The organism is Plantimonas leprariae, assembly GCF_008802405.1.
Classification (GTDB): Bacteria; Pseudomonadota; Alphaproteobacteria; order Rhizobiales; family Rhizobiaceae; genus Plantimonas; species Plantimonas leprariae.
This window is the reverse complement of record NZ_VZDO01000012.1, coordinates 84,754-110,593: the sequence shown is the minus strand read 5'-3', so window position 1 is coordinate 110,593 and position 25,840 is coordinate 84,754. Positions and strand designations below refer to the sequence as shown.

At 68.5% G+C, this 25,840-nt stretch carries 21 protein-coding genes; 5 read left to right on the top strand and 16 right to left on the bottom strand.

Translation table 11 applies throughout. The features are described 5' to 3' along the window. Position 1 precedes the first annotated feature (1 nt). A complete protein-coding gene (locus F6X38_RS15170) occupies positions 2-1,042 on the top strand; it encodes a sulfate/molybdate ABC transporter ATP-binding protein (RefSeq protein WP_150971027.1) in 1,041 nt (346 codons plus the stop codon). 9 nt (positions 1,043-1,051) lie between these two features. Here the strand turns inward: F6X38_RS15170 and F6X38_RS15165 are convergent, their stop codons facing one another. The 3 genes from F6X38_RS15165 to F6X38_RS15155 are packed head-to-tail and all read right to left on the bottom strand — an operon-like array spanning position 1,052 to position 3,242. After that, positions 1,052-1,993 carry a phosphatidate cytidylyltransferase gene (locus F6X38_RS15165; RefSeq protein WP_150971025.1) on the bottom strand — a complete coding sequence of 314 codons (942 nt, stop codon included), beginning with the start codon at positions 1,991-1,993 and terminating at the stop codon, positions 1,052-1,054. Then, complete coding sequence (locus F6X38_RS15160) at positions 1,990-2,613, bottom strand: lysophospholipid acyltransferase family protein (RefSeq protein WP_246191365.1); 624 nt, start codon at positions 2,611-2,613, stop codon at positions 1,990-1,992. Before F6X38_RS15160 ends, F6X38_RS15165 begins: the two co-directional genes overlap by 4 nt. After that, a complete protein-coding gene (locus F6X38_RS15155) occupies positions 2,610-3,242 on the bottom strand; it encodes a CDP-alcohol phosphatidyltransferase family protein (RefSeq protein ID WP_150971023.1) in 633 nt (210 codons plus the stop codon). Before F6X38_RS15155 ends, F6X38_RS15160 begins: the two co-directional genes overlap by 4 nt. A 132-nt stretch (positions 3,243-3,374) precedes the next feature. Here F6X38_RS15155 and F6X38_RS15150 point away from each other — a divergent pair, with 132 nt between their 5' ends. Continuing rightward, positions 3,375-4,346 carry a nucleoside hydrolase gene (locus F6X38_RS15150; RefSeq protein ID WP_150971021.1) on the top strand — a complete coding sequence of 324 codons (972 nt, stop codon included), beginning with the start codon at positions 3,375-3,377 and terminating at the stop codon, positions 4,344-4,346. Between the two features lie 102 nt (positions 4,347-4,448). Next, positions 4,449-6,953 (top strand): cation:proton antiporter, encoded by a 2,505-nt coding sequence (locus F6X38_RS15145; protein ID WP_150971019.1) that lies wholly within the window; start codon positions 4,449-4,451, stop codon positions 6,951-6,953. Between the two features lie 270 nt (positions 6,954-7,223). Here the strand turns inward: F6X38_RS15145 and efeO (F6X38_RS15140) are convergent, their stop codons facing one another. The 11 genes from efeO (F6X38_RS15140) to F6X38_RS15090 form a co-directional block, all read right to left on the bottom strand. Beyond that, on the bottom strand, positions 7,224-8,042 hold the full coding sequence (efeO, locus tag F6X38_RS15140; RefSeq protein ID WP_150971017.1) for an iron uptake system protein EfeO: 819 nt from the start codon (positions 8,040-8,042) through the stop codon (positions 7,224-7,226). Between the two features lie 14 nt (positions 8,043-8,056). Next, a complete protein-coding gene (gene efeB, locus F6X38_RS15135) occupies positions 8,057-9,361 on the bottom strand; it encodes an iron uptake transporter deferrochelatase/peroxidase subunit (RefSeq protein ID WP_150971015.1) in 1,305 nt (434 codons plus the stop codon). Beyond that, positions 9,358-10,557, bottom strand: a complete 1,200-nt coding sequence (efeO, locus tag F6X38_RS15130) for an iron uptake system protein EfeO (RefSeq protein WP_150971013.1) — start codon at positions 10,555-10,557, stop codon at positions 9,358-9,360. Before efeO (F6X38_RS15130) ends, efeB begins: the two co-directional genes overlap by 4 nt. Next, the gene (gene efeU, locus F6X38_RS15125; protein ID WP_150971011.1) at positions 10,554-11,417 is read right to left on the bottom strand and encodes an iron uptake transporter permease EfeU; all 864 of its coding nucleotides are present in this window, start codon (positions 11,415-11,417) and stop codon (positions 10,554-10,556) included. Before efeU ends, efeO (F6X38_RS15130) begins: the two co-directional genes overlap by 4 nt. A gap of 203 nt (positions 11,418-11,620) precedes the next feature. Continuing rightward, a complete protein-coding gene (locus F6X38_RS15120) occupies positions 11,621-13,519 on the bottom strand; it encodes an amylosucrase (RefSeq protein ID WP_150971009.1) in 1,899 nt (632 codons plus the stop codon). A 93-nt stretch (positions 13,520-13,612) separates the two neighbouring features. Further along, positions 13,613-14,743 carry a Gfo/Idh/MocA family protein gene (locus tag F6X38_RS15115; protein ID WP_150971008.1) on the bottom strand — a complete coding sequence of 377 codons (1,131 nt, stop codon included), beginning with the start codon at positions 14,741-14,743 and terminating at the stop codon, positions 13,613-13,615. After that, a complete protein-coding gene (locus F6X38_RS15110; RefSeq protein ID WP_150971006.1) occupies positions 14,743-15,501 on the bottom strand; it encodes a sugar phosphate isomerase/epimerase family protein in 759 nt (252 codons plus the stop codon). Before F6X38_RS15110 ends, F6X38_RS15115 begins: the two co-directional genes overlap by 1 nt. Positions 15,502-15,528: 27 nt before the next feature. Beyond that, complete coding sequence (locus F6X38_RS15105; protein ID WP_150971004.1) at positions 15,529-16,620, bottom strand: ABC transporter ATP-binding protein; 1,092 nt, start codon at positions 16,618-16,620, stop codon at positions 15,529-15,531. Further along, positions 16,617-17,543, bottom strand: a complete 927-nt coding sequence (locus F6X38_RS15100; protein WP_150971002.1) for a carbohydrate ABC transporter permease — start codon at positions 17,541-17,543, stop codon at positions 16,617-16,619. The genes F6X38_RS15105 and F6X38_RS15100 overlap by 4 nt, the downstream gene beginning before the upstream one ends. Continuing rightward, positions 17,540-18,430 carry a carbohydrate ABC transporter permease gene (locus F6X38_RS15095; protein ID WP_150971000.1) on the bottom strand — a complete coding sequence of 297 codons (891 nt, stop codon included), beginning with the start codon at positions 18,428-18,430 and terminating at the stop codon, positions 17,540-17,542. The genes F6X38_RS15100 and F6X38_RS15095 overlap by 4 nt, the downstream gene beginning before the upstream one ends. Positions 18,431-18,500: 70 nt before the next feature. Continuing rightward, positions 18,501-19,751: an ABC transporter substrate-binding protein gene (locus F6X38_RS15090; RefSeq protein WP_150970998.1), complete on the bottom strand. Its 1,251-nt coding sequence runs from the start codon at positions 19,749-19,751 to the stop codon at positions 18,501-18,503. Between the two features lie 110 nt (positions 19,752-19,861). Between F6X38_RS15090 and F6X38_RS15085 the strand changes: the two genes are divergently transcribed. Next, positions 19,862-20,917: a LacI family DNA-binding transcriptional regulator gene (locus F6X38_RS15085; protein WP_210248891.1), complete on the top strand. Its 1,056-nt coding sequence runs from the start codon at positions 19,862-19,864 to the stop codon at positions 20,915-20,917. On the opposite strand, the gene F6X38_RS15080 is transcribed toward F6X38_RS15085, so the two are convergent. Together F6X38_RS15080 and F6X38_RS15075 are read right to left on the bottom strand one after the other, a co-directional pair. Next, positions 20,893-22,374, bottom strand: a complete 1,482-nt coding sequence (locus F6X38_RS15080; protein ID WP_150970995.1) for a mannitol dehydrogenase family protein — start codon at positions 22,372-22,374, stop codon at positions 20,893-20,895. The genes F6X38_RS15085 and F6X38_RS15080 overlap by 25 nt on opposite strands. Positions 22,375-22,536: 162 nt before the next feature. Then, on the bottom strand, positions 22,537-23,115 hold the full coding sequence (locus F6X38_RS15075; RefSeq protein ID WP_150970993.1) for a Dps family protein: 579 nt from the start codon (positions 23,113-23,115) through the stop codon (positions 22,537-22,539). A 263-nt stretch (positions 23,116-23,378) separates the two neighbouring features. On the opposite strand from F6X38_RS15075, the gene F6X38_RS15070 reads away from it, so the two are divergent. Continuing rightward, positions 23,379-25,832: a putative bifunctional diguanylate cyclase/phosphodiesterase gene (locus tag F6X38_RS15070; protein ID WP_161992769.1), complete on the top strand. Its 2,454-nt coding sequence runs from the start codon at positions 23,379-23,381 to the stop codon at positions 25,830-25,832. Positions 25,833-25,840: the final 8 nt, after the last annotated feature.

Sequence of the window (25,840 nt, the reverse complement as noted above, 5' to 3'; positions counted from 1 at the left end):
TATGGAAATCTCCGTCAGACACGTCCGCAAGGAGTTCGACCGCTATCCGGCGCTGCACGACGTCTCGCTCGACATTCGCTCGGGCGAGCTGATCGCGCTGCTCGGGCCGTCCGGCTCCGGCAAGACGACGCTGCTCCGCCTCATCGCCGGGCTGGAGTTCCCGACCGAGGGGCAGATCTTCTTCGGCGCGGACGATGCCTCCGACAAGAGCGTACAGGAGCGCAACGTCGGCTTCGTGTTCCAGCACTACGCACTGTTCCGCCACATGACGGTGGCCGACAATATCGGCTTCGGCCTGTCGGTGCGGCCGAAGGGCACCCGGCCGGCGAAGGGCGAAATCCGCCGGCGCGCGCTGGAGCTCCTCGACCTCATCCAGTTGCCGGGGCTGGAAAACCGCTTTCCGCGCCAGTTGTCCGGCGGCCAGCGCCAGCGCGTCGCGCTGGCACGGGCGCTGGCGATCGAGCCGCGTGTGCTCCTCCTCGACGAGCCGTTCGGCGCGCTCGACGCCAAGGTTCGCAAAGACCTGCGCCGCTGGCTGCGCGAACTGCACGACAAGACCGGCCACACCACCATCTTCGTGACGCACGATCAGGAGGAGGCGCTGGAGCTCGCCGACCGGGTCGTGGTGATGAGCCAGGGCCGGATCGAGCAGGTCGGCATCGCCGACGACATCTACGACCGGCCGGCGACGCCCTTCGTCTTCTCGTTCATCGGCGAGTCGAGCACCCTGCCGGTGACGGTCACGAACGGGCAGGTGCTGTTCGACGGCTCGGCGCTTGGGCTGGACGCCTCGGAGCCGGACGGGCCGGCGCGCCTGTTCGTCCGCCCGCACGACCTTGAGATCGTCGGAACCGGCGAGGGCGCGATTTCGGGCGAGGTCGTGGTGGTGCGCCGCGCCGGGCCGGTGCGGCTGGTGGAGATCGAGGCCGGGCGCGCCCGAACGCGGCTGGAGATCGAGGTCGCGGCAGACGACGACAGCCACCTGACGGGCACGATCCACGTGCGGCCGAAGCGCTGGAAGCTGTTCCCGGGCGCGGGGTGAGTCCGGCGGTCAGGCCGCGAAGTAGTAGTTCGTCAGGTGGAAGAAGATCGGGGCGGCGAAGGTGACGGAGTCCATCCGGTCTAGCGCGCCGCCGTGGCCTTCGATCATCGTGCCCCAGTCCTTCGCGCCCATCGAGCGCTTGATGGCGGAGAGCACCAGCCCGCCAAGAAAGCCCGCCACGACCACCGCAAGGGCGAGGGCGGTCGCCTGCAGCGGCGTGAACGGCGTGATCCAGAACAGCGCCGTGCCGAGGAGGGTGGCGGCCAGCCCGCCGCCGATCAGCCCTTCCCACGTCTTCGACGGCGAGACGTTCGGCGCGAGCCGGTGGCGGCCGAAAAGCTTGCCGAAGACGTATTGCAGCACGTCGCTCATCTGCACGACCGCGATCAGGAAGAACAGCAGCAGGAAGTTCCGCCCCTCGAAGCCGGGAATCCGCAGCATCAGGAGCGCCGGCGCGTGGCTGATGCAGAAGACGGTCAGCATCAGGCCCCATTGGATCTTGGCGGTGCGCTGCAGGAAGTTCGACGTGTCGCCGCCGACCACCGACAGGGCGGGGAGGGCGAGGAAGGCGTAGACCGGGATCAGGATCGTGAACAGCGACAGCCAGTCGACGCCGATCAGCACGTATTGCAGCGGGATGAAAGCATAGAAGGCGAGCGCCACCGAGCGGTGGTCGGCCGGCCGCGTCGGCGTCAGCGTAATGAACTCGCGCAGACAGTAGAAGGAGGTGAGGGCGAAGAGGACGAGCGTCACGACGCGCCCGAACAGGAAGGCCGCGCCGAAGATCGCGACCATCACCCACCACGCCTTCACCCGCGCATTGAGGTTGTCGACGGTGGCGCGCGCTTCCGCGCTGGCGACGCGGCGGGCGAGGACGTAGCCCACCATGCTGGCCAGGCCCAGCACCGCGAAGAGGCCGACGAACAGGACGAGAGCGGTGCGGTCGATCATGCGGCGGGACTGGCGAGCGCCATCACCGCTTCCCGCGCACGGGCGAGGAACGCGTCCTTCGCCTCGCTGCCCTCGACCCGGATCGGCGTGCCGAAGCGGACGGTGCAGGCGATCGGGGCCGGCAGCCATGCGCCTTTCGGGAAGGCGCGCGACAAGTTGTCGAGCCAGACGGGCACGAGCTCGGCGGCCGGGTGGGCGAGGGCGAGGTTGTAGAGGCCGGCCTTGAAGGGCGCGGGTTCGTCGGCATGCCCGCGCGTTCCTTCCGGAAAGATCACCAGCGATTCCCCTTGTTCCAGAACGGCATTGGCCGGCGCCAGCGGATCGGCAGCGGGGTTGGCGCGGGAGCGGTCGATCAGCACGCAGCCGAGCACGTCGAGTGCGATCATGCGCCGCGTCGGCGTCGCGCCCCAGTAGTCGGCGGCGGCGACCGGATGCGTCGTGCGGCGGAGAAGCGGCGGCAGCGCGGCCCACAGCAGGATCGTATCGAGATGGCTCGAATGGTTGGCGAAATAGATGCGTTGCCGGAGCGTCGGTTCGGTGCCGACCCAGCGCGGATGGCCGCCGACGAGGAACCGCGCGATGCCGATGATCGCGTTGCGAAAGAGCGCGGTCGCGATCACGCAGCGCGTGCCTTCAGGGCATCCGCGATGCGCGCGGCGCGCCGCCAGGCGGTAAGCACCGTGCCGAGCGCGACAGTAAGGATCGTCAGGGCGGGCAGCCAGTGCGTGCCGACGAAAACGGCTTCGAGGCAGCCGAGAACGCAGCCGGCGGTCAGCGCCGCCATGCGGTGCGGCTTCGCCATCGGGCCGCGGAAATCCTGCGGCAAACCGTGCGAAACGCCGACCGCGCGCAGATAGGTGGTGAAGACGGCGAGGATCGCCGCTGCATAGCCCGCCTCCGGCAGGAAGGCCGCGTAGCCGAAGCCGACGAGCAGGAACGAGTCTTCCAGCCGGTCCGGCACCTCGTTCCATAGCGCGCCGGTCGGCGAGCCGCGGCCGCCTTCCACCGCCACCAAGCCGTCCATCAGGTTGCACAGGAGGCGAAGCTGGGTCAGCGCGGCGCCGAGGAGGAACAACCAAGGATGGGCCGGCGCGAAGACCAGCGCGGCGCCGCCCCCAAGCGCGGCGAGGATGCCGAAAGCCGAGATGGCATTGGCGCTGACCGGCGTGCGGAGGAGCAGGCGCAGCACGGCTCGCGCCCAAGCTGTCGAACGGGAGGCCAGCGGGCGTCGGTCGGCGTCGGCGGTCATGCCGCACCCTTAGCCGACCATGCTTCCGCTTGTCTTCGGATTCTTCAAAGACGCGGGGATTCTTCAAAGACGCGGTCGCCGCAGCTATCCCGCCGTGATAATCCCGCCGTGTCACCCATTCGGATGTGCCGCATGCCGACCCGTAAGGTTGTATTCGATACCGATCCCGGCGTGGACGACGCGACGGCGCTCCTGTTCCTGCTCGCCGATCCTGAAATCGAACTTCTCGGCATCACCAGCGTCTGGGGCAATGCCACAGTCGAGACCACGACGCGCAACGCGCTCTATCTCGCGGAGCGGTTCGGCTATGCCGGTCCGGTCGCTCGCGGCGCGGGCGGCCCGGTCGCGGGCGGCGCGGCGGAGGTCGATCCCGACATCCACGGGCACAACGGCCTCGGCGACATCGACCTGCCGGCGCGGATCGGGATGAAGGCCGATGCACGCCCCGCGCACCGCTTCATCATCGACACGGTGCGGGCCGCGCCCGGCGAGGTGACGCTCCTCGCCGTCGGGCCGCTCACCAACCTCGCCCTCGCGCTGCGCGAGGACCCCGCCTTCGCGACGCTGGTGAAGGAGGTCGTCATCATGGGCGGCGGCTTCGGCTTTAACGGCCATCTCGGCAACGTCACGCCGGCGGCGGAAGCCAATATCGGGAATGACCCGGAGGCGGCGGACGAGGTCTTCGCCGCCGACTGGCCGCTGGTGGCGATCGGCCTCGACGCCACCATGGAGACGATGATGTCGACCGACTACCTCGCCGCGCTCCGCGAGGCGGCGGGCGAGGCCGGGCGCTTCGTCTGGGACGTCACGCGCTCCTATGCCGGCTTCTACCGGCGCACTCTCGGTGTCGACGGCATCTTCGCGCACGATTCGCTGGCGGCGGCCTACCTCACCGCGCCGGAGCTCGTGACGACGCGCGCCGGCGCCATCCGCACCGTGCTCGACGGTTTCGCGCGGGGCCAGACGATCCAGAGCCCCGACACGCGCGAGTTCGTGCCGGGTGCCTGGGCCGGGCGGCGCGCGCATCTTGTCGCGACCGGCGTCGACGCGCCGGCTTTCCTGTCGCTTTATGCCGAGCGGATGCGGCAGCTCGCGGCGGGGTAGCACGGGCCTCGAAGGCGGCAAGCTGGCGTTGGCCGAAAATCTTGCGCCCTGCCGGGCGCTTCCGTATCAAAAGCGGAGCTGCCGCCAGCGCCACGGTCCATCATGAGCGTTTCGACCGCCGTCATCCTGTTCGTCGCCATCGTCGCGCTCGGCGCGCTCGCGCAGCCGGTGGCGGCGCGGCTGCGCCTCCCGGCCTCGGTGGTGCTGGCGAGCGTCGGCATCCTGATCGGCTTCGCCAGCCAGTATTCGATCAGCCATCCCGGCGCGTTGCTGCCGGAGGAGTTCGCCCATACGATCACCAACCTGCCGGTCGGCTCGTCGCTCTTCCTCTACCTTTTCCTGCCGACGCTGATCTTCGAGAGCGCGCTGCAGATCGACATCCACCGGGTGCGCGAGGACCTGCTGCCGATCCTGATCCTGGCGCTGGTCGCGGTGGTGGTCGCGACCTTCGGCGTCGCCTATGCCCTGTCGCCCTTCACAGCGATGCCGCTCCTCGCCTGCCTGATCCTCGCCGCGCTCGTCGCGACCACCGATCCGGTCGCGGTGATCGGCATCTTCAAGGATGTCGGCGCGCCGGAGCGCCTGACGCGGCTCGTCGAAGGGGAGAGCCTCTTCAACGACGCGGCGGCGATCTCGCTGTTCCTCGTCTTCACCGGCGCGCTGGTCGATCCGAGCGCCTTCCGCGTCTCGAACGCGCTCCTCTCGTTCATCGTCATGCCGCTCGGCGGCGCGGCGCTCGGCTTCGTGATGGCCTGGGCGCTGCTGTTCGTTTTGAAGTTCGTGCCGGACGACCGGCTGACAGCCGTGTCCCTGTCGCTCGCCGTGCCGTTCATCGCCTTCTGGGCGGCCGAGCACGAGTTCCACGTCTCGGGCATCATCGCGCTCGTCGTGTCCGGCGTGACGCTCGCATCGCTCGCGCCGGGGCGGCTGACGCCGGAGATCTGGCGCTACCTGCAGGACATCTGGCAGCAGCTCGCCGCCTGGTCGGCGGTCCTGATCTTCTTCATGACGGCGCTCCTGGTGCCGAAGCTGATCGCCGGCGCGCAGTGGGCGGACTTCGGTCTGCTTCTGATCCTCTTCGCCGCCGCGACGACGGCGCGGGCGCTGATCCTCTGGGGCGTCTTCCCGCTGCTCGCCCGGCTCGACTTGACGCCGCGGCTGACCGTGCCCTTCCGCGTCGTGACATTGTGGGGGGGCCTGCGCGGCTCCATGACGCTGGCGCTGGCGCTCGCCGTCACCGAGAACGAGGCGATCCCGCCCGCGGTCTCGGCTTTCGTCGCGACGCTCGCCACCGGCTACACGCTGATGACCCTGTTCCTGCAGGGCACGTCGCTGCGCTGGATCATCCAGCGGCTTGGCCTGACCGAGCTCACCGGCGTCGACCGGGCGATCCGCGACGTCGCGCTCGACGCGACGGCAGCGCGCGTGTCGGCGCTCGCGAACGACATGGCGGCGCGCTTCGGTGCGAAGAGCGGCGAGGAGGGCGCGCAGCCCGATGCCGCCGGGGATGCGGCAGACGCCGCGGCCGAAGCCGAAGCGAACGCCGAAATCCTCGGCGCGGAAGACAAGACCGCGCTGGCGCTGATCTCGCTGACGGCGCGGGAGCGCGACCTGATCCTCACCCACTTCGCGCAGCGCACCGTCACGCCGCACATCGCGCGTTGGCTGGTGTCCGATGCGAGACGACGGCTCGACGCGGTGCGTGCGTCGGGCGTCGCCGGCTATCGCGACGCGACCGAGGACGAGGCCGCCTTCACCTGGCCGGATCGCCTCGCGGTGACCATGCAGCGCCGCTTCGGTTACCAGCGCTTCCTCGGCCGCCGGCTGTCGAGCCGGTTCCAGAAGCTGATGGAAACGGCGCTGGTGCTCGACGACCTCCTGGAATTCTCCGACGCGGGGCTGCGTCCGATCCTCGGCGAGGAAGCGGCCGAAGCCGCCCGGACGCTGGTTTCCGAGCGGCGCGAGCGCATCGACCGCGAGATCGTCGCCGTCCGGCTGCAATATCCGAAATACGTCCGCGAGCTGGAGCGCTGGATCATCGACCGCTCGCTGCACGCCCTGGAACTGGCGGAGATCGCCGAGATGCGGGCGACGGGCCTCATCAACCAGGAGGTCGAGCGCGACGCGCTGAAGGGCCTCAACGTCCGGCGCGGTGACGCCCTGCGCAGCCCCGACCTCGACCTCGACGTCGACTCCCGCGCGCTGCTCGACCAGTGCGCATTGTTCGATCCGCTGTCGGAGTCCGACAAGGCGGGGCTGGCGAAGCTCCTGCGGCCGAGCTTCGAGGTGCCGGGCATCCCGATCATCATACGCGGCGAGCGGGGCACCGAGGCCTATTTCATCTCGTCCGGCGCGGTCGAGATCGATACCGGCAGCGGCCGGCACCGGCTCGGACGCGGCGACTTCTTCGGCGAGATGGCGCTGCTCTTCGACCTCCGGCGCACCGCCACCGTCAGCGCCATCGCCTATTCGACCATGCTGCGGCTGTCGAAAGTGGATTTCGACGCCTTTCTCGCCAACCACCCGAAGCTGAAGGCGCGGATGGAGGAGATCGGGCGCAGCCGTCTCGACGAAAATGCGAGGACGAACGCCGTCGCGGCGGAATAAGTTCTTGACCACGATGCGCGATGCCCCTTGCGGAATGCGAATCGCGCGCTCATATTGGTCTCAACGCGTCCCGGCCGGATGGCCGAGCGGGCGCGGCAGTCCCCGATGCCGTCCGACCACGGATGTACTGGCGAGGCGAAAGTCGGGGACGAAGGGAAGCCGCCGGATCGAGAGATCGGCGGCTTTTGCCTTTCCGGATAGCTGTCGAGGCTAGTGGCCGCGGTCGGCCGCGTTCCCTCTCCCGCGTCGGGAGAGGGAGGCTGCTTCGGCTCAGTTCAGCCCGAGCTTGCCGCGCAGGGTCGAGAGGTCTTCGGCCAGCGTGTTGACGTTGGCGGCCAGCACCTTCCGGTCCTCGTCGGTCAGCTTGGAATAGTGCTCGTAACCCTCGCCGGCCTTGTACTTGGCGAGCGTCGTGTCGACGGTGTTGAAGCTTGTGTCGACCTTCTCGACGAAGGCCGCGTCGTCCTTCTCGATCAGCGGGCGGACGAGGTCGAAGATCTTCTTCGAGCCGTCGGTGTTGGCCTTGAAGTCCCAGAGATCGGTGCCGCTGTAGCGGTCTTCCTCGCCGGAAATCTTGGTGGCCGCCACTTCCTCCATCAGCGCGGCGGCGCCGCCCACTACCTTCTCCGGCGGCAGCGCGAGGTCGGAGATGCGCTTCTCGAGATCGGTCACGTCCGCCATCAACTTATCGGCGACCGGCTCCAGGCCCTTGGTCGAGTTCTCGGCGAAGAGGCCGTGCTCGATCTTGTGGAAGCCGATGAAGCCCGGGTCCTTCTCGGCCTGCTCGTGATCGTCGGCGCGGGAATCGATTGAGGCGTCGAGGTCGGAGAAGAGCTCGGCGATCGGCTCCACCGACTCGTAGCTCATGCGGGTCGAGCCGAAAAGCGACTTCGCCTTCTCCGTATCGCCCGCCTTCACCGCCTCCGTGAAGGTCTTGGTGTCGGCGACGAGCTGCTGCAGCTTCTCGGACACGTAGATCTTGTATTCGGCGACCGGCTGGACGACGTCGAGCGGCGAGACGTTGGCCATGGCGAGGCCCGGCGCCAGCACGGCGGCGAGGGCGACGCTCCGCAAGAGACGCTGCTTCATCTTCGTTTTCTCCGTCAGGATTTTGCCGTCGCGGCTTCGATCAGCGAGCGGCCCAGGAAATCGTCGGGCCCGGTGACGCCGGGCAGGGTGAAGAAATAGCCGCCCCCGATCGGCTTGATGTATTCCTCCAGCGGCTCGCCATCGAGGCGCTTCTGGACGGTGATGAAGCCGGCTTCGAGATCGGCCTGGTAGGCGATGAACAGGAGGCCCTGATCGAGCTGCCCGTTCTTCATGACGCCGTTCGAAAAGTTGAAGGGACGGCGCAGCATCAGATTGCGCTGCGAGGCGGCGTCGCGTGGATTGGCGAGGCGGATATGCGCGTCGAGCGGCGTCGCCGCGCCGTCCGCATCCTTGCGGAAATCCGGCGCGTCGGCCTCGGTGCGGCCGTCGAAGGGCGCGCCGCTGGCCTTCCGCCGGCCGATGATCCGCTCCTGTTCGCCGAGCGGCGTCCGGTCCCAGCGCTCCACGAGGTTGCGGATGATCCGCACCACCTGGTAGGTGCCGCCCTTCGTCCAGCGCGGCTCGTCGCCGTCCCCGTCGTCCACCCAGACGATCCGGTTCATCGCCGCCGCGTCGCGCGAATCGGGGTTCGCCGAGCCGTCGCGGAAGCCGAGGAAATTCCGGGCGCTTTCAGTGCTGCCGTCCGGCTTCGGCGCCATGATCGGCACTGTGCCCTCCTGCTTCCAGCGGATCACCAGGAGGTCGGGCAGCGTCTTGATGATGTCGCGCAGCGCGTGGATGTTCGCGTCCGGCGTGTTGGCGCAGATCTGCAGCGACAGGTCGCCGTGGCAGAGTTCGGCGTCGAGCGCGTCGTTGCGGAACTTCGTCATCCGCTGCAGCCGCGCGGGCTTCAGCGCGCTCAGCCAGTCGCGATCGGCGAAGAACGAATTGCCGAGCGAGGCGGTCATCGTCAGGTTGTCCGGCGCGACGACCGGGCCGAGGATGCCGGAATCGGCGGGCGGCAGCTTCGGGTCGAGTTCCGGCACCGGGCCGCCCGCGGTGAGGAAGCGGAAGCGGTCGGTCAGCGTGCGGAACAGCCGCTCCACCTCGGCCGGGGTCTTCGCAAGCACGTCGAAGCTGGCGATCATGCCGGCGGCGGGGCGGGCGGAGACGACGCCGGCCTGATGCTCGCCGTAGAAGGGCTGCGACTGCCGCGCCTGATCGCTTTCGGGCGCATCGGTGACCTGACCGGCGCGCTTTTCGGCCGAGGCGGGCATCGCCCCACCGATCGCAGCCGCGGCAGCGCCGCCCGCGACGCCGAACAGGAGACGGCGGCGGCTGGTCGCGAGCGGTCCGGCCGTTTCGCGCGAGCCGCTCACGCCGCGCCGCCCTGTCCGAGGCCGACCGCGTCGCTCATGCGACGGATCGCGTCGCCGAGCGCTCGCGCCTCGTCGGCGAGCTTCGTGCGCGTCGCGGCATCGACCTGATCGTAGGGCGGATAGGCGCCGTCCGGCCCCTTGCGCGCGGCGATGTCGGCCTGCAGCGCGGCGAGCCGCTTCTCGACCTCGGCGGTCTCGTTCGGCGCGGTCTGCACGGCGACCGGCTTCAGCAGCGTCGCGACCTTCGCGACGCCTGCCATCGCGCCTTCGAAATCCGACAGGTCGGTCTTCGCGTAGAGGTTCTCGCCGCTCGGCATCCGCGTGTCGGCGAACATCGCGAGCGTGCGGAGCGCGCCGTTCGCCATGTCGTCGGGGCCGAGCCGCGTGTTGCGCAGGCGATCCTTCAGCGCCCCGGCATCGGCGACGAGTTTCGCCGAGAACGAGGCCGCGGCCCCCGCATCGTTCTGCGAGAAAAGGGCGTATTCGATCCGATGGAAGCCGGTGAAGGCGGGATCTGCCTCGCGCTTCTCCAGATAGGCGGCGACCGGGTCGATGCTGTTGTCGAGGTCGGCGAAGCGGGAGGCGACGGGTTCGAGCCGGAGATAGGGAAGCCGCGCTGCTGGATAGAGCCGGCGCGCTTCGTCGAGATCGCCGGCCTGCACCGCGGCGTCGAGCGCGGTCGCCGACTTCACCAGTTCGTTCGCCTGCATGGCGAGGAACACCTGGTACTCGGCGAGCGGCCCGATGAACGCCACCAGCGCCGGACGCTCGGTCTCGCCGGGGCCGGCGGACGGCGTTACGGTGAGCGTGCCGCGCGGGTTCGACAGGAGGCCGCAGGTGATGGCGTACTCGCCGGCGCGAAGCCGCGCGCCGAGCGTCTGCGTGATGCCGGGCGCGATGTTCTCGCGCTCCTCCAGCACCATCACGCCGTCGAGGATTTCCCATTCCACCGCGCGGCTCGTCTCGTTGACGATCCGGAAGGTCGAGCGGCCGGCCGGGACGCTGAGCGCGTTCGGCTCGCAGCGCCCGTCCTTCAGCGTCACGGTGACGGCATCCGCGCCGCCGGCGGCGCCGCGGTTCATGGAGGCGTAGGTGAAGGCGCCGCCGCCCGCGATCATCAGCAGCGCCGCGCCGGCGACGCCCCACCACATGAGGCGTCCGGGGTTCGACGAGACGGTGTCGGGCGTGCTCGTCATCGCGTCGCGCCCTTCAGCGAGGCCGCAGAAGCGGACGAGCGCGCCCGTTCAGTCCGCGGCGCAACGGGTCGCAGGAACAGCGTCAGCGCGATGCCGAGATAGAGAACATAGACGAGGAGCTCACCGGTCCGCGGATCGTCCATGTAGCCGAACAGGCCCGACAGCACCGTGCCGACGACACCGTCCTCCGGCAGGACGCCGGCGAAGTCGAACACCACGCCCTGCAGGGTGTTCCACAAGCCGGCTTCGTGCAGGTGGCGCAGCGAGCCGGCGAGGAGGCCGGCCGCGACGACGAGGATGAAGATGCCGGTCCAGCGGAAGAAGCGCGCGAGGTCGAGCCGGACGCCGCCGCGATAGATCGCGTAGCCGAGCAGGCTCGACAGCGCGATGCCGCCGAGCGCGCCGAGCGGGGCCGCCGCGCCGGGGCTCTGCTGGAACACCGCGAGCAGGAAGAACACGGACTCCAGTCCCTCGCGCGCCACCGCGAAGAACACGAGACCGACCAGCGCGAGGCCGCGGCCGTCCGATCCCGACAGCGCCGCGTCGATCGACGACTGGAGTTCGGCCTTGATGGAGCGCGCCGCCTGCCGCATCCAGAGGACCATGGAGGTGAGGACGACCACCGCGACGAGGCCGACGGCGGCTTCGAACAGCTCCTGCGTCGCCTGCGGGAACTCGGCGCTGGCGATCTGCAGCCCCGCACCGACGAAAAGCGCCAGCGCGACCGCCAGGAAGATGCCGATCCAGACCGCCGGCATCCAGGCCGAGCGGCCGGTGCGCGCGAGGTAGCCGGCGACGATGCCGACGATCAGCGCGGCCTCCAGCCCCTCCCGCAGCATGATGAGGAATGGAACGAGCATCGGACGACAGGCAGGGCCAAGATGAAACGATCGGGCGCGGCAGGAATGCGCCGCAAGCCGGGCCGATCCTTAAACGCTCGAAAAAAATCAAGCAATAACAATGTTTTAGAACTTTTCTAATTCGCGGCTTCGAAGAAAATTCTCGAAGCTTTTCCGTATGTTGAGTGGCTTCGTCCGGATTGGGAGCGAGGCTGGTCGACCCCTCAGGCCGAGTACGGATTGAGGCTGAGCGCGATCCAGAGGAAGCCGTGCGCCGGGAGCGTCACGTCCTGCGTGAGGTTCACCGCCGCATCGGAAACAAGGTCGGTCGCGAGTGCCGGCAGTGCCTGGAACCGTTCCGCCGAAACCGTCTGCGGCTCGTCGGAGACGTTCGCCAGCACGAGAACGCCGCCACGCTCCGGTCGGAGGAAGCCGAGCACGTGCCGATTGCCGGTCCAGAAGCCGTGGGACGCCGTGCCGCCGAGGGCCGGCGTCTGCTTGCGGATCGAGATGAGATGCCGGAGCGCCGCGTGGATGCGGCCGGCCGCGGTGGCGGCGTCGCAGCGCGCGGCATAGAGAGCGTCAGGCCGGAACGGGCGGTGCAGCCAGCGGCTGTCGTCGGCTTCCGCCGGCCGGGTCAGGTAGCTGTCGTCGTTCGGCTGGCCGACTTCGTCGCCGAGGTAGAGCAGCGGAATGCCGGCGCTCGTCAGCGCGATCGCGTGGAGGAGCACGACGCGACGTTCGCCCCCTTCGTCTTCTCCGAGGCCCGCCAGCGATGCCGTCGTGCCGGCGATGCGGCAGTCGCCGGTGAACGGGTTTGCCTGGAACGGCTGCCCCTTGGCGAAAGAGCCCGGAAAGCGGCCGGTGTAGAATGCGTTCAGGAAGCGCCGGTGGTCCGCCCCATTCAACCCGAGTTCCGCCGCTTCCTCGTCGGCGAAGGTCCAGCCGATGTCATCGTGGCTGCGCACGTAGTTCACCCAAGTGCAGCCGGGGGCAAGCGCCTGCCGCCGCTCGAAGGCGAGCTGGAGGAGGCGCGCGTCGCGCGTGGCGAGCGCCTCCCACGAGAGCGCCATGACCAGCGGGTTGTAGGAGATCTGGCACTCGGCGGCGTCGACGTAGGAGACAACCTCGTCCGGGTGGACGATCGCCTCCGACTTGAACACCATCGCCGGCGCGGCGATGCGGCAGAGCGCGTTGAAGGCGCGCAGCAGGCGATGCACCTGGGGCAGGCTCTCGCATGGCGTGCCGAGCTCCTTCCAGACGAAGGCGACGGCGTCCATGCGCAGCACCTCGACGCCGCGATTGGCGAGAAACAGCATCTCGCCGGCCATCGCCCGGAAGACGGCGGGGTTGGCGTAGTTCAGGTCCCACTGAAAACCGTAGAAGGTCGACCAGATCCAGCGTCCGTCCGGCAGTTGCACGAAGGAGCCGCGATGGTCGTCCGGGAAGATCTCGCGCGTCGTCCGGTCGAAGCGGTCGGGCAGGGCGCGGTCCGGGTAGATGCGATAGTAGGCCTCGTATTCCGGCTCGCCCGCCAGGGCGCGGCGTGCCCATTCGTGCTCGTTCGATGTGTGGTTGAAGACGAAGTCGAGGGTCAGTGAGATGCCGCGCTCGCGCAAGGTCGCAGCCAGCGTCTCCAGTTCCGCCATCGTGCCGAGCTTCGGGTCGATCTCGCGATAGGAGGAGACGGCATAGCCGCCGTCGTTCGGCCCTTCCGGCGTCTGGAACGGCGGCATCAGGTGGAGGTAGGTGAGGCCGAGTTCCTCGAAATAGGGGATCCGGTCGCGGATGCCCGCCAGCGTGCCGGCGTAGCGGTCGACATAGGCGACGCCGCCGAGCATCCGCTCGGACTTGAACCAGTCGGGGTCGGCCTCCCGCGCGGCGTCGAGGGCCTTCAGGCCGGCGGAGCGCTCCTGCCAGGAGCGGGCGGCGAGCCCGACGATCTGCGCGAGTTCCGGCAGGAGCGCCGGATGATCGCCGTAGACGCCGGAGAACTCGTGGAACAGGGTGGCGAAATGCCTGTCGAGCCGTGCGCGGAAGTCCGGGTCGTGGTCAAGGCCGGCATCGCGGAGCGCGTCGAGCGTGAACTGGTAGGCGTCGGCGGGCCGCGGCTCTGCGGGCATTCGTCCTCGTCTCGGCAAGCGTGCGTCGCGCGCACCTTCGAGACAAGATGGGCGCGGGGGCGGCCGCGACGAGAGCCGCGGCCGCGCTACCGTTCAGGCGAGGAGGCTGTTGGCTTCCTCGATCGACAGGGCTTCCGGGATCGGGCAGCTCGACTCCACCACGACCGCACGCTCTTCTTCCGCCGAGCGCAGGATCGACAGCATCACGTCGAGCGTATGGAACGCCCATTCGCCGTTCGCCCGGTGCGGCCGTCCGGACAAGATCCCCGCCGCCATGTCGGCGAGGCCGAGCCCGCGATAGTTCGCGTAGCGCGGGCTCGCGAAGGGATAGTTCAGCTTGGTGTAGAGGCTGTCGCCCGTATCGACCTTGTTCCAGTTCTCCCGGTCGGTCGCGATCTCGGTGCGGCCGTCCATGAAGTTCGGGTCCGGCACCCGGAGCGAGGCCTTCTCGCCGTGCAGCTCGATCGGCAGGTGCGAATGGCTCCAGACGTCCCAGGATGCCAGGAGCGTCACCTGCGCGCCGGAGCGGAAGGTGAGGATCGAATGGATCGTCGTCGGCACTTCCGGCGTGATGCGCTGGCCGACATTCGGCCCGTCCGCCGTGACCACCCGTTCCTTGATGCCGATCCGCCCGGCGGAGACGACCTTCGCGACCGGCCCGAGCAGCGTGACGAGCGCACCGATATAGTACGGCCCCATGTCAAGCACCGGGCCGCCGCCGGCGCGGAAGTAGAAGGTCGGGGCGGGGTGCCAGTGCTCCATGCCGCGCGACATGATCGTCGCGACGCCGGAGAACACCTCGCCGACCGTGCCGTCGTCCATCAGCCGGCGGCAGGTCTGGACGCCGGGACCGAGCACGGTGTCCGGCGCGGAACCAACGCGAAGCTGCTTCGAGGCCGCGAGGTCGACGATCGCCTTGCCGTCCTCCAGCGAGGTCGCGAGCGGCTTCTCGCCGTAGACGTGCTTGCCGTGCTCCAGCGCCTTCAAGGCGACTTCGGCATGGGCGTCCGGGTTGGTGAGGTTGAGGACGATGTCGACCTCGTCGCTCCGGTAGAGCTCGTCGAGCGTCAGCGGCCGGATGCCATATTCGTCGGCCCGCACTTTCGCGGCTTCCGGCCGCATGTCGGCGCAGGCGGTGAATTCGATGTCGCGGAAGAGCGGCGCGTTGTGCAGGTAGATGCCGGAAATGACGCCGCAGCCGACGAGACCGATGCGCTGAACCATCACTTCGCTCCGGCGTAGGATTGCATGGCCTTGAGGCTGCGCGTCGCGAAGCGCTCGAAGTCGGACGGGTTGTCGTGCTCGGCGATCATCAGCGTCGCGCCGGCGCGTTCGCCGGCCTGGAACAGTTTCGCCCAGTCGAGCGTGCCGTCGCCGACATCGGCCCAGCCATCCTCATCCGTCTTCTCGCCGGCCGGCGCGATGTCCTTGACGTGCAGGCTCGCGACGCGGCCGGAATAGCGCTCCAGCCAGGTGGCCGGGTCCTCGCCGCCGCGCACGATCCAGGCGACGTCGGCCTCCCACTCGATCTCCATGTCGGTATCGAGGATGTGCTGGATCGGCCGCGAGCCGCCGTCGATCTCGCGCATCTCGAAGTCGTGGTTGTGCCAGGCGCAGCGCAGACCGTCGCCCTTCAGGCGCTTGGCGATCGAGCCGACCCGCCGGCCGAAGCCCTTCCAGCCTTCGGCGTCCTTCGGCCGGTCGTCCGGCATCACGTAGGGCAGGACGACGATCTCGCTTCCGAGAGTGCGGGCGATCTCGACGGCGCGGTCGTACTCCTTCTCCAGAAGGTCCATGCTGTAGTGGCCGGCGCGGGCGGTGAGGCCGTGCTCGTCGAGCGCCGCTTTCAGCGCGCCGACGTCGTCGTAGAGGCCGCGGAACGGCTCGACGTCGCGGTAGCCCGCGGCCGCCACGATGCGGAGCTGGTCGGCGAGGGGCGGGAAGTTGCGGCCCGAATAGAGCTGTATCGAGAGGTCGGTCATTTTGGCATTCCGATGCTGTTGGAATTGCTAGAGCCTGTCGCCGGTCTCGGCGTCGAACACGGAGGCGCGCTCCGGGTCGAAGGAGAAGCGGATGCGCTGGCCAGGCGAGAACGAGCGCTCGGAGTCGATGCGGATCGACAGCGGCGTGCCGGCAAGCTCCGTCCAGAGCAGCGTGTCGGCGCCCATCGGCTCGACGACGCGAACCTCACCCTCGGCCTGGAAGGCATGGCGCGCCGTCTCGTCGTCGGCCGCGATATGTTCCGGCCGGATGCCGAGCGTGGCAGGGCGGGACGCGCCGTTCGAAACGCCGGCCGCGAGCGGCACGCGGATGCTTCCGGCTTCGAACGCGCCGTTCGCCAGCCTGCCCTCGACGAAGTTCATCGCCGGCGAGCCGATGAAGCCGGCGACGAAACGGTTGACCGGCCGATGGTAGACTTCCGCCGGCGAGGAAAGCTGCTGGATCACGCCGCCCCGCATCACCGCGATCCGGTCGGCGAGCGTCAGGGCCTCGATCTGATCGTGCGTGACGTAGATCATCGTGTTGCCGAGATCCTGGTGGAGGCGCTTGATCTCGACCCGGAGCTCGGCGCGCAGCTTCGCGTCGAGGTTGGACAGCGGCTCGTCGAACAGGAACACGTCGACCTCGCGCACCAGCGCGCGGCCGATCGCGACGCGCTGTCTCTGGCCGCCGGAGAGTTCGGAGGGCTTGCGCTTCAGCAGCGGTTCGAGCTGGAGGAGCTTCGCGACGCGCTCGACGCGCTTGTCGATCTCGGCCCGGGCGAGGCCGCTCATCCTGAGGCCGAAGGACAGGTTGTCGGCGACACTCATGCGCGGATAGAGCGCGTAGGACTGGAATACCATGCCGATGCCGCGATCCTTCGGCTCGGCCCAGGTGACGTTCTTGCCGGAGATCCAGATCTCGCCGTCGGCGATGTCGAGGAGGCCGGCGATGGCGTTCAGCAACGTCGACTTCCCGCAGCCGGAAGGGCCGAGCAGCACGAGGAACTCGCCCTTCGGCACGTCGAGGCTGATCTTGTCGAGCGCCTTCAGCGAGCCGTAGCGGATGTCGAGCTCGCGGATCTCGACGCTGGAGGCGGCGTTCACTTGACCCATCATCATCCTTTCACGCTCCCGGCGGCGATGCCGCGCACGAACCAGCGGCCGGACGCAAAGTAGACGACGAGCGGCAGCAGGGCGGTGAGGATGGTCGCCGCCATGTTGACGTTGTAGAGCCGCTCGCCCTGGGTGGAGTTGACGATGTTGTTGAGCTGCACCGTCATCGGCAGGTTCTCGCGGCCGGCGAAGACGAGGCCGAGGATGAAGTCGTTCCAGATGCCCGTGACCTGCAGGATCGCCGCGACGACGAGGATCGGCGTCGACATCGGCAGGAGCACGTAGGCGAAGATCTGCCAGAAGCCGGCGCCGTCGACCCGCGCCGCCTTGAAGAGTTCCGCCGGCAGCGAGCCGTAGTAGTTGCGGAACAGGAGCGTCATCACCGGCAGGCCGAAGGTCGTGTGGATGAGGATGATGCCCGGCAGCGAGCCGTAGATGCCGATCGCCGAGAACATCCGGACCAGCGGGTAGATGAAGACCTGATAGGGGATGAACGCGCCGAGCAGCAGCACGGCGAACAGCGCGTTCGCGCTGCGCACCCGCCACAGCGACAGCGCGTAGCCGGTGACGGAGCCGACGGCGATCGAGATCACGACGCTCGGGATCAGGATCTTCAGCGAGTTGAAGAAGCCGGTCTGGATGCCGTTGCAGGCAAGACCCGTGCAGGCGCTAGCCCAGGCGGTGCGCCACGCCTCCAGGCTCGCCGCGGTCGGCACGGCGAAGATCGAGGAAATGCGGACCTCGTCCATCGTCTTCAGCGAGGTGACGACCATGATGTAGAGCGGCGTCAGGAAGAACAGCGCCGCGACGAGAAGGAACGTGTAGAGTCCGATCCGGCCAGGCGTCAGGTGCCGCGGCTTCGGACCGCGCGCCGCGACGGGGAAGGCTCGGCTGGACGCCGGTGCGGCGGTGTCGGCGACGGCGGTCATGCGTGCGCCCCCGCCTTGTCGCGCCGGAAGTATTCCGAATAGAGCCACGGCGCCAGCACGCACAGCACCGTCACCAGCATGACGGACGAGGCGGCGGTGGCGAGGCCGATGTTCTGGCGGGTGAAGAGATAGTCCATCACGAAGGTCGCCGGCATCGAGGTCGCGGTGCCCGGCCCGCCGTTCGTCAGCGCGATCACGAGATCGTAGACCTTCACCACCGCGATCGACAGCAGCACCACGGCGGTGATGATCATCGGGCGGAGCAGCGGCAGGACGACCGAGACATAGAAGCGCCAGGCCGGGATGCCGTCGACGCGCGCCGCCTTCCAGAGTTCGCCGTCGACGCCGCGCAGGCCCGCCAGCATCAGGGCCATGACGAGGCCGCAGGCCTGCCAGACGCCGGCGATGACGATCGCGTAGATCGCCATGTCGCGCTGGACGCTCCAGTCGAACGAGAAGCTCGTCCATCCGAGGTCGCGCACGGTCTTCTGGATGCCGAGCGTCGGGTTCATCATCCACTGCCAGATCAGGCCGGTGACGATGAAGCTCATCGAATAGGGGTAGAGGAAGATCGTGCGCAGCCCGTCCTCGGCGCGCACCTTCTGGTCGATGGCGACGGCGAGGAGGAAGCCGAGCACCAGACAGCAGCCGATGAACAGGAGGCCGAAGATCACGAGGTTCTGCAGCGACAGCAGCCAGCGCGCGTCGTTGAACAGCCGCGCGTACTGGTCGAACCCGACGAACTTGTTGGTCGGAAGCAAGCGCGAGTTGGTCAGCGAGATCCACACCGTCCAGCCCATCGTGCCGACATAGGCGAAGACGACGACGACGAGCGCGGGCAGGAGGGCGACGAGCGGCGCGACGGCCGTCTTCCGCTTGGATGCCATGGATCGGATCTCCCTTCCGATCATGCGGGAAATGCCGGCGAGACCGAACGGCCTCGCCGGACGCGACGGCTCAGTCCGCCGAGCCGATGATGCCGGCGTAGGTCTCGATGAAGTCGTCCGTGCTGGCCGATGGGTTCGAGAAGAAGTTCGTCACCGCGTCTTGGATCTGGCCGACGGTATCGGCGGAGATCAGGAAGTTGACGGACGGGATCTGCTTGGCCGGGTCCTTCACCAGCGCCGCGCCCTTCTGCGCGCAGACGTCCATCTTCGACGTGTCGACGTCGGTGCGGACCGGGATCGAGCCCTTCACCTTGTTGAACTCGATCTGCGTCTCGGGGTCGAGCATGGTCTTGGCGAGCAGCGCCTGGACCGGCGTCGCCTCGGCCGAGCCGCCGAGTTTCGGGAACACGAACACGTCGCCGCCCATGATGTAGCCCTGCTCGCCGGGCAGGATCGCGCAGCCGGCATCCTGGCCGGGCGTCATTTTGGCGTTGATGAAGTCGCCCTTCGCCCAGTCGCCCATGATCTGGATGCCGGCCTTGCCGGTGATGACCATGGCGGTGGCATCGTTCCAGTTGCGCCCCGGGGCACCCGGATCGACGTAGTTGCGCAGTTTGCCGAAGGCCTCGACCGCCTTGCGGAAGCCCTCGGACTTCACGACCTCCTCGTCGTGATCCTTGTAGACCTTGAGGAACAGGTCCTTGCCGCCTTCGCCGAACAGCACGGCGTCGAAGACGAGCGCTTCCTGCCAGGCCTGGCCGCCCCAGGCGATCGGCGTGACGCCCGACGCCTTCAGCTTGTCGAGCATCGCGAAGAAATCGTCCCAGTTGGCCGGGGCTTCGCTGACGCCGGCCTTCTGAAGCACGGCGGTGTTGTAGAACATCCAGTTCTGCCCGTGGATGTTGACGGGCACGGCGTAGAACTTGCCGTCGCGCGACGCGGCGTCGACGATCGCCTGCGGCACGACCTTCGCCCAGCCGCCCTCGTTCGCGACGGCGCTGAGATCGGCGAGCAGGTCCTGGCCGACGAGGTCGTCGAACTGGCGGCCGGTGTTGAACTGCGAGGAGACCGGCGGATTGCCGCCGACGATGCGGTTGATCGCGGCGGCGCGCGCCGCCTCGCCGCCGGCGATGGCGCTGTCGACCCACTGGCCGCCCGCCGCGTCGAAACGGTCCGCGAAGACCTTCACGGCGGCAGCCTCGCCGCCGGAGGTCCACCAATGCATGACCTCGGCACGCTGCTTTTCCTGCGCGTTCGCTCCGGATGCCAGCGCAACCAGCGCCGCGCCGCTCAGAAGCATGAAGCCGAAACGCTTCAACATCGCGATCCCCTCCCAGAGACTCTCGATTATCGATCTGTAATCGATTACAATCAGGATGGTAGAGCGCTTTGCCGTTCGTGGCAAGCGCTCGTTTCGGTCGGGGCGAACCGGTGTCGACTTCACTGCGATCCGAGCGGGTTTCGCGCATTAAGGACGTGGCGTTGCGCGCCGGCGTCTCCACCGCGACGGTCAGCCGCGCGCTCGCCGAGCCGGGGTCCGTGCGGCCGGCGCTGCGCGAGCGGGTGCTCGAAGCGGTGCGGGCGCTCGGCTACACGCCGAACGCCGCAGCGCGGTCGCTGCGCGCCGGGCACACGCGCACGATCCTTGTCCTGACCCGCGCGCGCTGGAGCGCGCCGTTCTTCTCGGCCGTCCTCAACGGCATCGACGCGACGCTGGCGGAAGCCGGCTATTCGATGATCCTCGGCAACTTCGACACCGGCGACCGGCGCCGGACGGCGATCCTCGACATGATGTTCTCCGGCCATATCGACGGCGCGATCGTCCTGTCCGGCATCGCGGTCAGCGACGGAACCCGGTCCATGCTGGAGGCGGGCCTGCCGATCGTCTCGATCTGCGCGGCGGTGGAGGGAACGCAGGCCGTCGTGACGGACGAGGCCGAATGCATCGCGCGGCTGGCGGCGCACCTCGCCGGGACCGGCCACCGGGACTTTCTCTACGTCACCGGACCCGCCGCGAACTACAACGAGACGATCCGCCGCGCGGCGTTGGAAGCCTCGCTGGGCAGCTGGGAAGGCAGCCGCCTGCGCCTCGCGGCAGGTGATTTCACCATGCCGTCCGGAGCCGAGGCGGCCAGCGCCTTTCTCGCCATGCGGCCGCGCCCGACCGCGGTCGTCTGCTGCAGCGACGAGATGGCGATCGGATTCATAAAGGCCGTCCAGGCGGCCGGGCTCGACGTGCCGCGGGACGTTTCGGTCGCCGGCTTCGACGGCATCGAGTTCGCCGATTTCTGCTCGCCGACGCTCACGACGATCCGCCAGCCGCGGTTCGAACTCGGCGCGGCGGGCGCGAAGCAACTCCTCGCCGCGCTGCGGGACGGAAGCGCGCCGGCCGAGCCCGTCGTGTTGCAAAGCGAGTTGCGCGTCGGTGCCTCCACCGCCGCGCCGCCGCTGCCCGGCTCGCGTCAGCCGAGCGTGTCGGCGAGATAGGCTTCCAGCGTCGCCCGCGCGCCCTTCTCGTGCAGGCTGTTGAGGGCGGTGGTGAAGCGGCGCTGGAACAGTTCAGACTGCGCGACGTCGCCGAAGATGTCGTCGAGCTTCAGGAACTCCAGCGGGTTGTCACGCGCCGCCAGCGCCGCTGCGTGCAGCCGCTCGCGGTTCGCGTCCATGATCTCGATCGGTTTGCCGGAGTCGGACGTGCCTTCGAGATAACGGCACCAGAGCGCCGAGACCAGCGCGAGGCCGACGACGTCGAGGCCTTGGGCGAGGCGGTCGCGCGTCGAGGGCAGGATGAATTTCGGCTGGCGGTTCGAGCCGTCGAGCGCGAGGCGCGGGATGGTGTCGCGCACCTTCGGGTTGGCGAAGCGAGAGCGGATGATGCCGAAATAGTCGTTGAGGTTCGTCTCGGGCACAGGCGGGACGATCGGCACGATCTCGCCGAGTTCGAGCTTCTCGAGAAAGCGGTCGATGATCGGCTCCTCCATCGCCTCGTGCACGAGTTCGATGTCCATAAGCGCCGCCGGATAGGCGATCGCCGCGTGGCCGCCGTTGAGGATGCGGATCTTCATGTGCTCGTAGGGCGCGACGTCCGGCACGAACTGCGCGCCGACCGCCTCGAAGGCCGGCCGGCCGGCGGGGAAGTGATCCTCGACCACCCACTGCCGGAAGCCCTCGCAGAACACCGGCGCCGCGTCCTCGACCCCGAACTCGCTCCGCAGGAACTCGATCTGGCCGGGGTTGGTGGCCGGCGTGATCCGGTCCACCATCGCGTTCGGGAAGGCGACGTTCGCCTCGATCCATTCGGCGAGCGCCGGATCGGACAGCTTCGCGAGACCGCAGACGGCGGCCCGCGTCACCTCGCCGTTGCCGGGGATGTTGTCGCAGCTCATCACGGTGAAGGCTTGTGTCCCGGCCTCCTTGCGCGCCTTGATGCCCGCGACGATGATGCCGAACACCGTCTTCGGCGCGTTCGGGTTCTTCCCGTCCTCCGCCATCGCGGGATGGGCCGGGTCGAAGACGCCGGTCGCGGGATTGATGAAGTAGCCGCCTTCGGTGATCGTCAGCGACACGATGCGGATCGCGGGATCGGCGAGCTTCGCGATCGTCGTGGCCGGGTCGTCGGGCGACAGGAAGTCGACGAGGACGCCGGTGACGGCCGCCGAGTTGCGGTTGCGGTCCTGCTCGACCACGGTGCAGAGGTAATCCTGCGCCGCGAGCCGGCTCTTCATTGCCTCATCGGACGGAAGCACGCCCGCGCCGACGATTGCGAAGTCGAGATCGCGGCCCTGATCGAACAGTTCGTGCAGGTAGACGGCCTGATGGGCGCGGTGGAAATTGCCGATGCCGAAGTGGACGATGCCGGCCTTCAGATCGGCGCGATCGTATTTCGGCACCGCGACCTTGTCGCCGAGCGCGGACAAGGTTTGCAGGGACAGTTTGGTCGACATGGCGCTCGGCTCCTCCCGGCTCGAATCGGGGAGAATAGATAACGCATCTCCGGGCGGAAACACGCCCGAAATCGGATTTCTGCTCACGGACGGAACAATTGCTCGCACCAGAAGGGCCGCTCGCGTTCCGGCGAGCAGCCCGTCGGCGGACCTCGACGGCGGTCAGCGGTCGTCGCGGACGAGTTCGGTTTCCGCCAGATGCTCGGCGATGAACCAGACTTGCGGCTCGTTGGCCCGGATCACGTCGCTGACGAGGAGGTCGTTGGTGCCGTCGTCGCCCGATTCGTCGGCGGCGTCCGCGCCCTCGTGGCATTCGCGCAGTACGATCTCGTGCGCTTCCAGGAGCCGGGCGAGCTGCGTCGGCACGTCCTCACGGCCCTTCGGCGGGCGCGGGATCTTCGTCAGCTCGATGACGTCGTGCGGCATGGCGATCGAGATGCCGCCGAGCGCCATGATGCGCTCCGCGATCGTATCCACCAGCGCGGACTGGATCTTGTAGTGCTCGTCCAGCAGCAGGTGAAGCTGGTAGAAGGTCGCTCCCGACATCTGCCAGTGATGCTTCTTGTACATGTCGCGGAGCGTCATCGTGTCGGCGAGCACCTGGTTCAGGATGTCGACGCTCTGCTTGCGGGCATTGTCCTCGAGGGCGAGCGGAAGCCGCTTCAGCGTGCCGTAGGGTTGTATCTCCCTGTACTCGACCTTGTACTGCGGCTGCGCCGCGTTCTCGGGCTTCTTCGCCATCGTCCGCTCCTTGGGCTTGCTGCCTCGAAATGACCGAGGGGCGGGAGTGTTCCTGCCCTGCGGCTCCGAGACGGCAGCCGCGACGCGATCCCTGCGGAACCCGCCGGAAAGCTGCGGAAGCGGCGCGGCAAGACGATACAGGGCTCGTTAACCGCGAAACGCGAGCGAAGCCGAAATCGGCTCCCGTTGCTGCGGCGGGGTCACGGGGAGGTAACCGTCGGCATGCGACACGTCGCCCGAAACAGGTGACCGCGGATGGTCGGATGTCGCTGCGTCTGAAGCTTGTCGTCTCATGCACGACCCTGGCGGTCGTCGCCATGGCGGTCGGCGGCTGGGCGCACTCGTGGCAGCGGGATGCGGACGCGATGACCGCGCGCGTCGTGGATATCGGCGTCCTGGCGTTCGACCGGCTGCGCGGCGCGGAACTGTCGCTTGTCGCGCTGAAAGCCGACGAGGCCTTGCATGCCGGGCCGATCGCGGAAGGCGAGAGGCGCCTTTCGCTGCCGCCCGAGCTCGTCGACCGGCTGGCCGCGACGATGGCCGATCTCGCCGCGATCCGCGCCCTCCTGCCGCGCGACGACATCTATGTCTCGATCGATGCGGAACTGCAGGGCGCGGAGCTGCATCTCGACCGCGCCTGGAAGTCGCGCGCCGACATGTCCCGCCGCAAGTTCTTCGAGGAACTCGACCGGACCGCGAACGATATCGCCGCAGCCGTCCGGGAAGCCCGTCCCGGCCTCGCCGCGCTGCACGATGCGGCGAAGCGAAGCCACGCCGACGGCGCCCGTCGACTGATGGCGGGCGCCGTCGCCACGCTGATGCTCGCGGTCGCGAGCGTCCTCGTGCTGACGCGTTCGGCGGTGTTGCCGCTGCGTCGCGCCGAGCGGCTGGCGCGGGCCATTGCCTCGGGCAAGCTGCACAACCGGATCGACATCGTGGAAGGGGCCGAAGGCAAGGGGCTCCTCGAGGCGCTCGCCTCGGTTCAGTCCGGCATGGCCGAGAAGCTCCGGCACGTCGAATCGACGCGGCTGCAGCAGGCGAGCGGCTACACGGAAACCATCACCACCCAGAACGCCCGGTTCCAGGCGGCGCTCGACAACATGTCCCAGGCGCTCTGCCTGTTCGATCGCGACCGCGACCTCGTGGTCGTCAACCGCCGGTTCGAGGAGATGTTCGGCAAGCGCCGGATCGGCATGGGCTTGGAGGAGGTGCGACAGGACGAGATCCTGAAGCTGACGCTCGCGGCGAACGGCACGGGCACTTTCCTCGAAACGCTGAAGGACGGCCGGACGCTCGCGCTGTCGCGGCGCGGCGTGGTCGGCGGCGGCTTCGTCGCGACGATGGAGGACGTCACCGAGCGCTTCCGCGAGGACGAGGTGATGCGGCACCTCGCGAGCCACGATCCGCTGACGGACCTGCCGAACCGGATGCGCTTCCGCGAGCATCTGGAGGCTGCGCTCCTCGACCGGGGCGTCACGGTGCTCGGCCTCGATCTCGACGGCTTCAAGACGGTGAACGACGCGCTCGGGCATCCGATCGGCGACAAGCTGCTGCAGGAGGTGGCCGTCCGGCTGCGCGCCTGCCTGGAACCCGGCGAACTTGTCGCGCGGATCGGCGGCGACGAGTTCGCGGTGGTCTTGCCTGTACCCCACGACGACGAGGTCTGCGCGGCGCGCGCCGAGGCATTCATCGCGGTCGTCGGCCAGCCGTTCGAGATCGAGGGGCACTGGCTGTCGATCGGCGTCAGCGTCGGCATCGCGACGAGCTCGCCCGACGCGAACCCCGCGCTCTCCGACGAGATGCTGATGCGCGTCGATCTCGCCCTGTACAGCGCAAAGGGCGAGGGCAAGAACACCTACCGCTTCTACCGCCGCGAGATGACCGACAAGCTCCAGCGCCGGCGCGAGATGGAGATATCCCTGCGCGCGGCCGTGGAGAACGGTGCCGAGCTGGAGCTGTTCTACCAGCCCTTCGTCGAGGCCGATCGCGGCATGGTGTCGGGTTTCGAGGCGCTGCTGCGCTGGCGGCGTCCCGGCGGCATGGTGTCGCCGGGCGAGTTCATTCCGATCGCCGAGGATGTCGGGCTGATGCATCCGATCGGCCTCTGGGTGCTGCGGACGGCCTGCCTCCAGGCGATGACCTGGCCGGAGCACCTGACGGTCTCGGTGAACCTTTCGCCGATCCAGTTCCGCAACGTCGACCTTTTCCGGGACATTCGCGCCATCGTGGAGGAAACCGGCATCGAGCCGAGCCGCCTGCAGCTCGAAGTCACCGAGTCGCTGATGCTGGAGAACGCCGACGCCATCCTCGCGACGCTGACGGACCTGCGCTCGCTCGGCATCCGCATCTCGATGGACGACTTCGGGACCGGCTACTCCTCGCTCGGCTACCTGACGCGCTATCCGTTCGATAAGGTGAAGATCGATCAGTCCTTCGTGCGCCGCATGGAGATGTCGCAGAACCTCGCCGTGATCCGGTCTGTGATCAACCTCAGCGAGGCGCTCGGCATCGCCGTGATCGCGGAAGGCGTCGAGACCGAGGAGCACTACGCCGCCCTCAAGGCGGAAGGCTGCCCGGAGATGCAGGGCTATCACTTCAGCCGCCCGGTGCCCCCGAGCGACATCCCAGCTGTGCTCATGAGAACCTACGCGACCTCGCTGCGCGGCGAGGCGAAGCGGGCCGGCAGGCCGGCGCGGGCGGGGATATCCGCCGCCTGAATCCGATC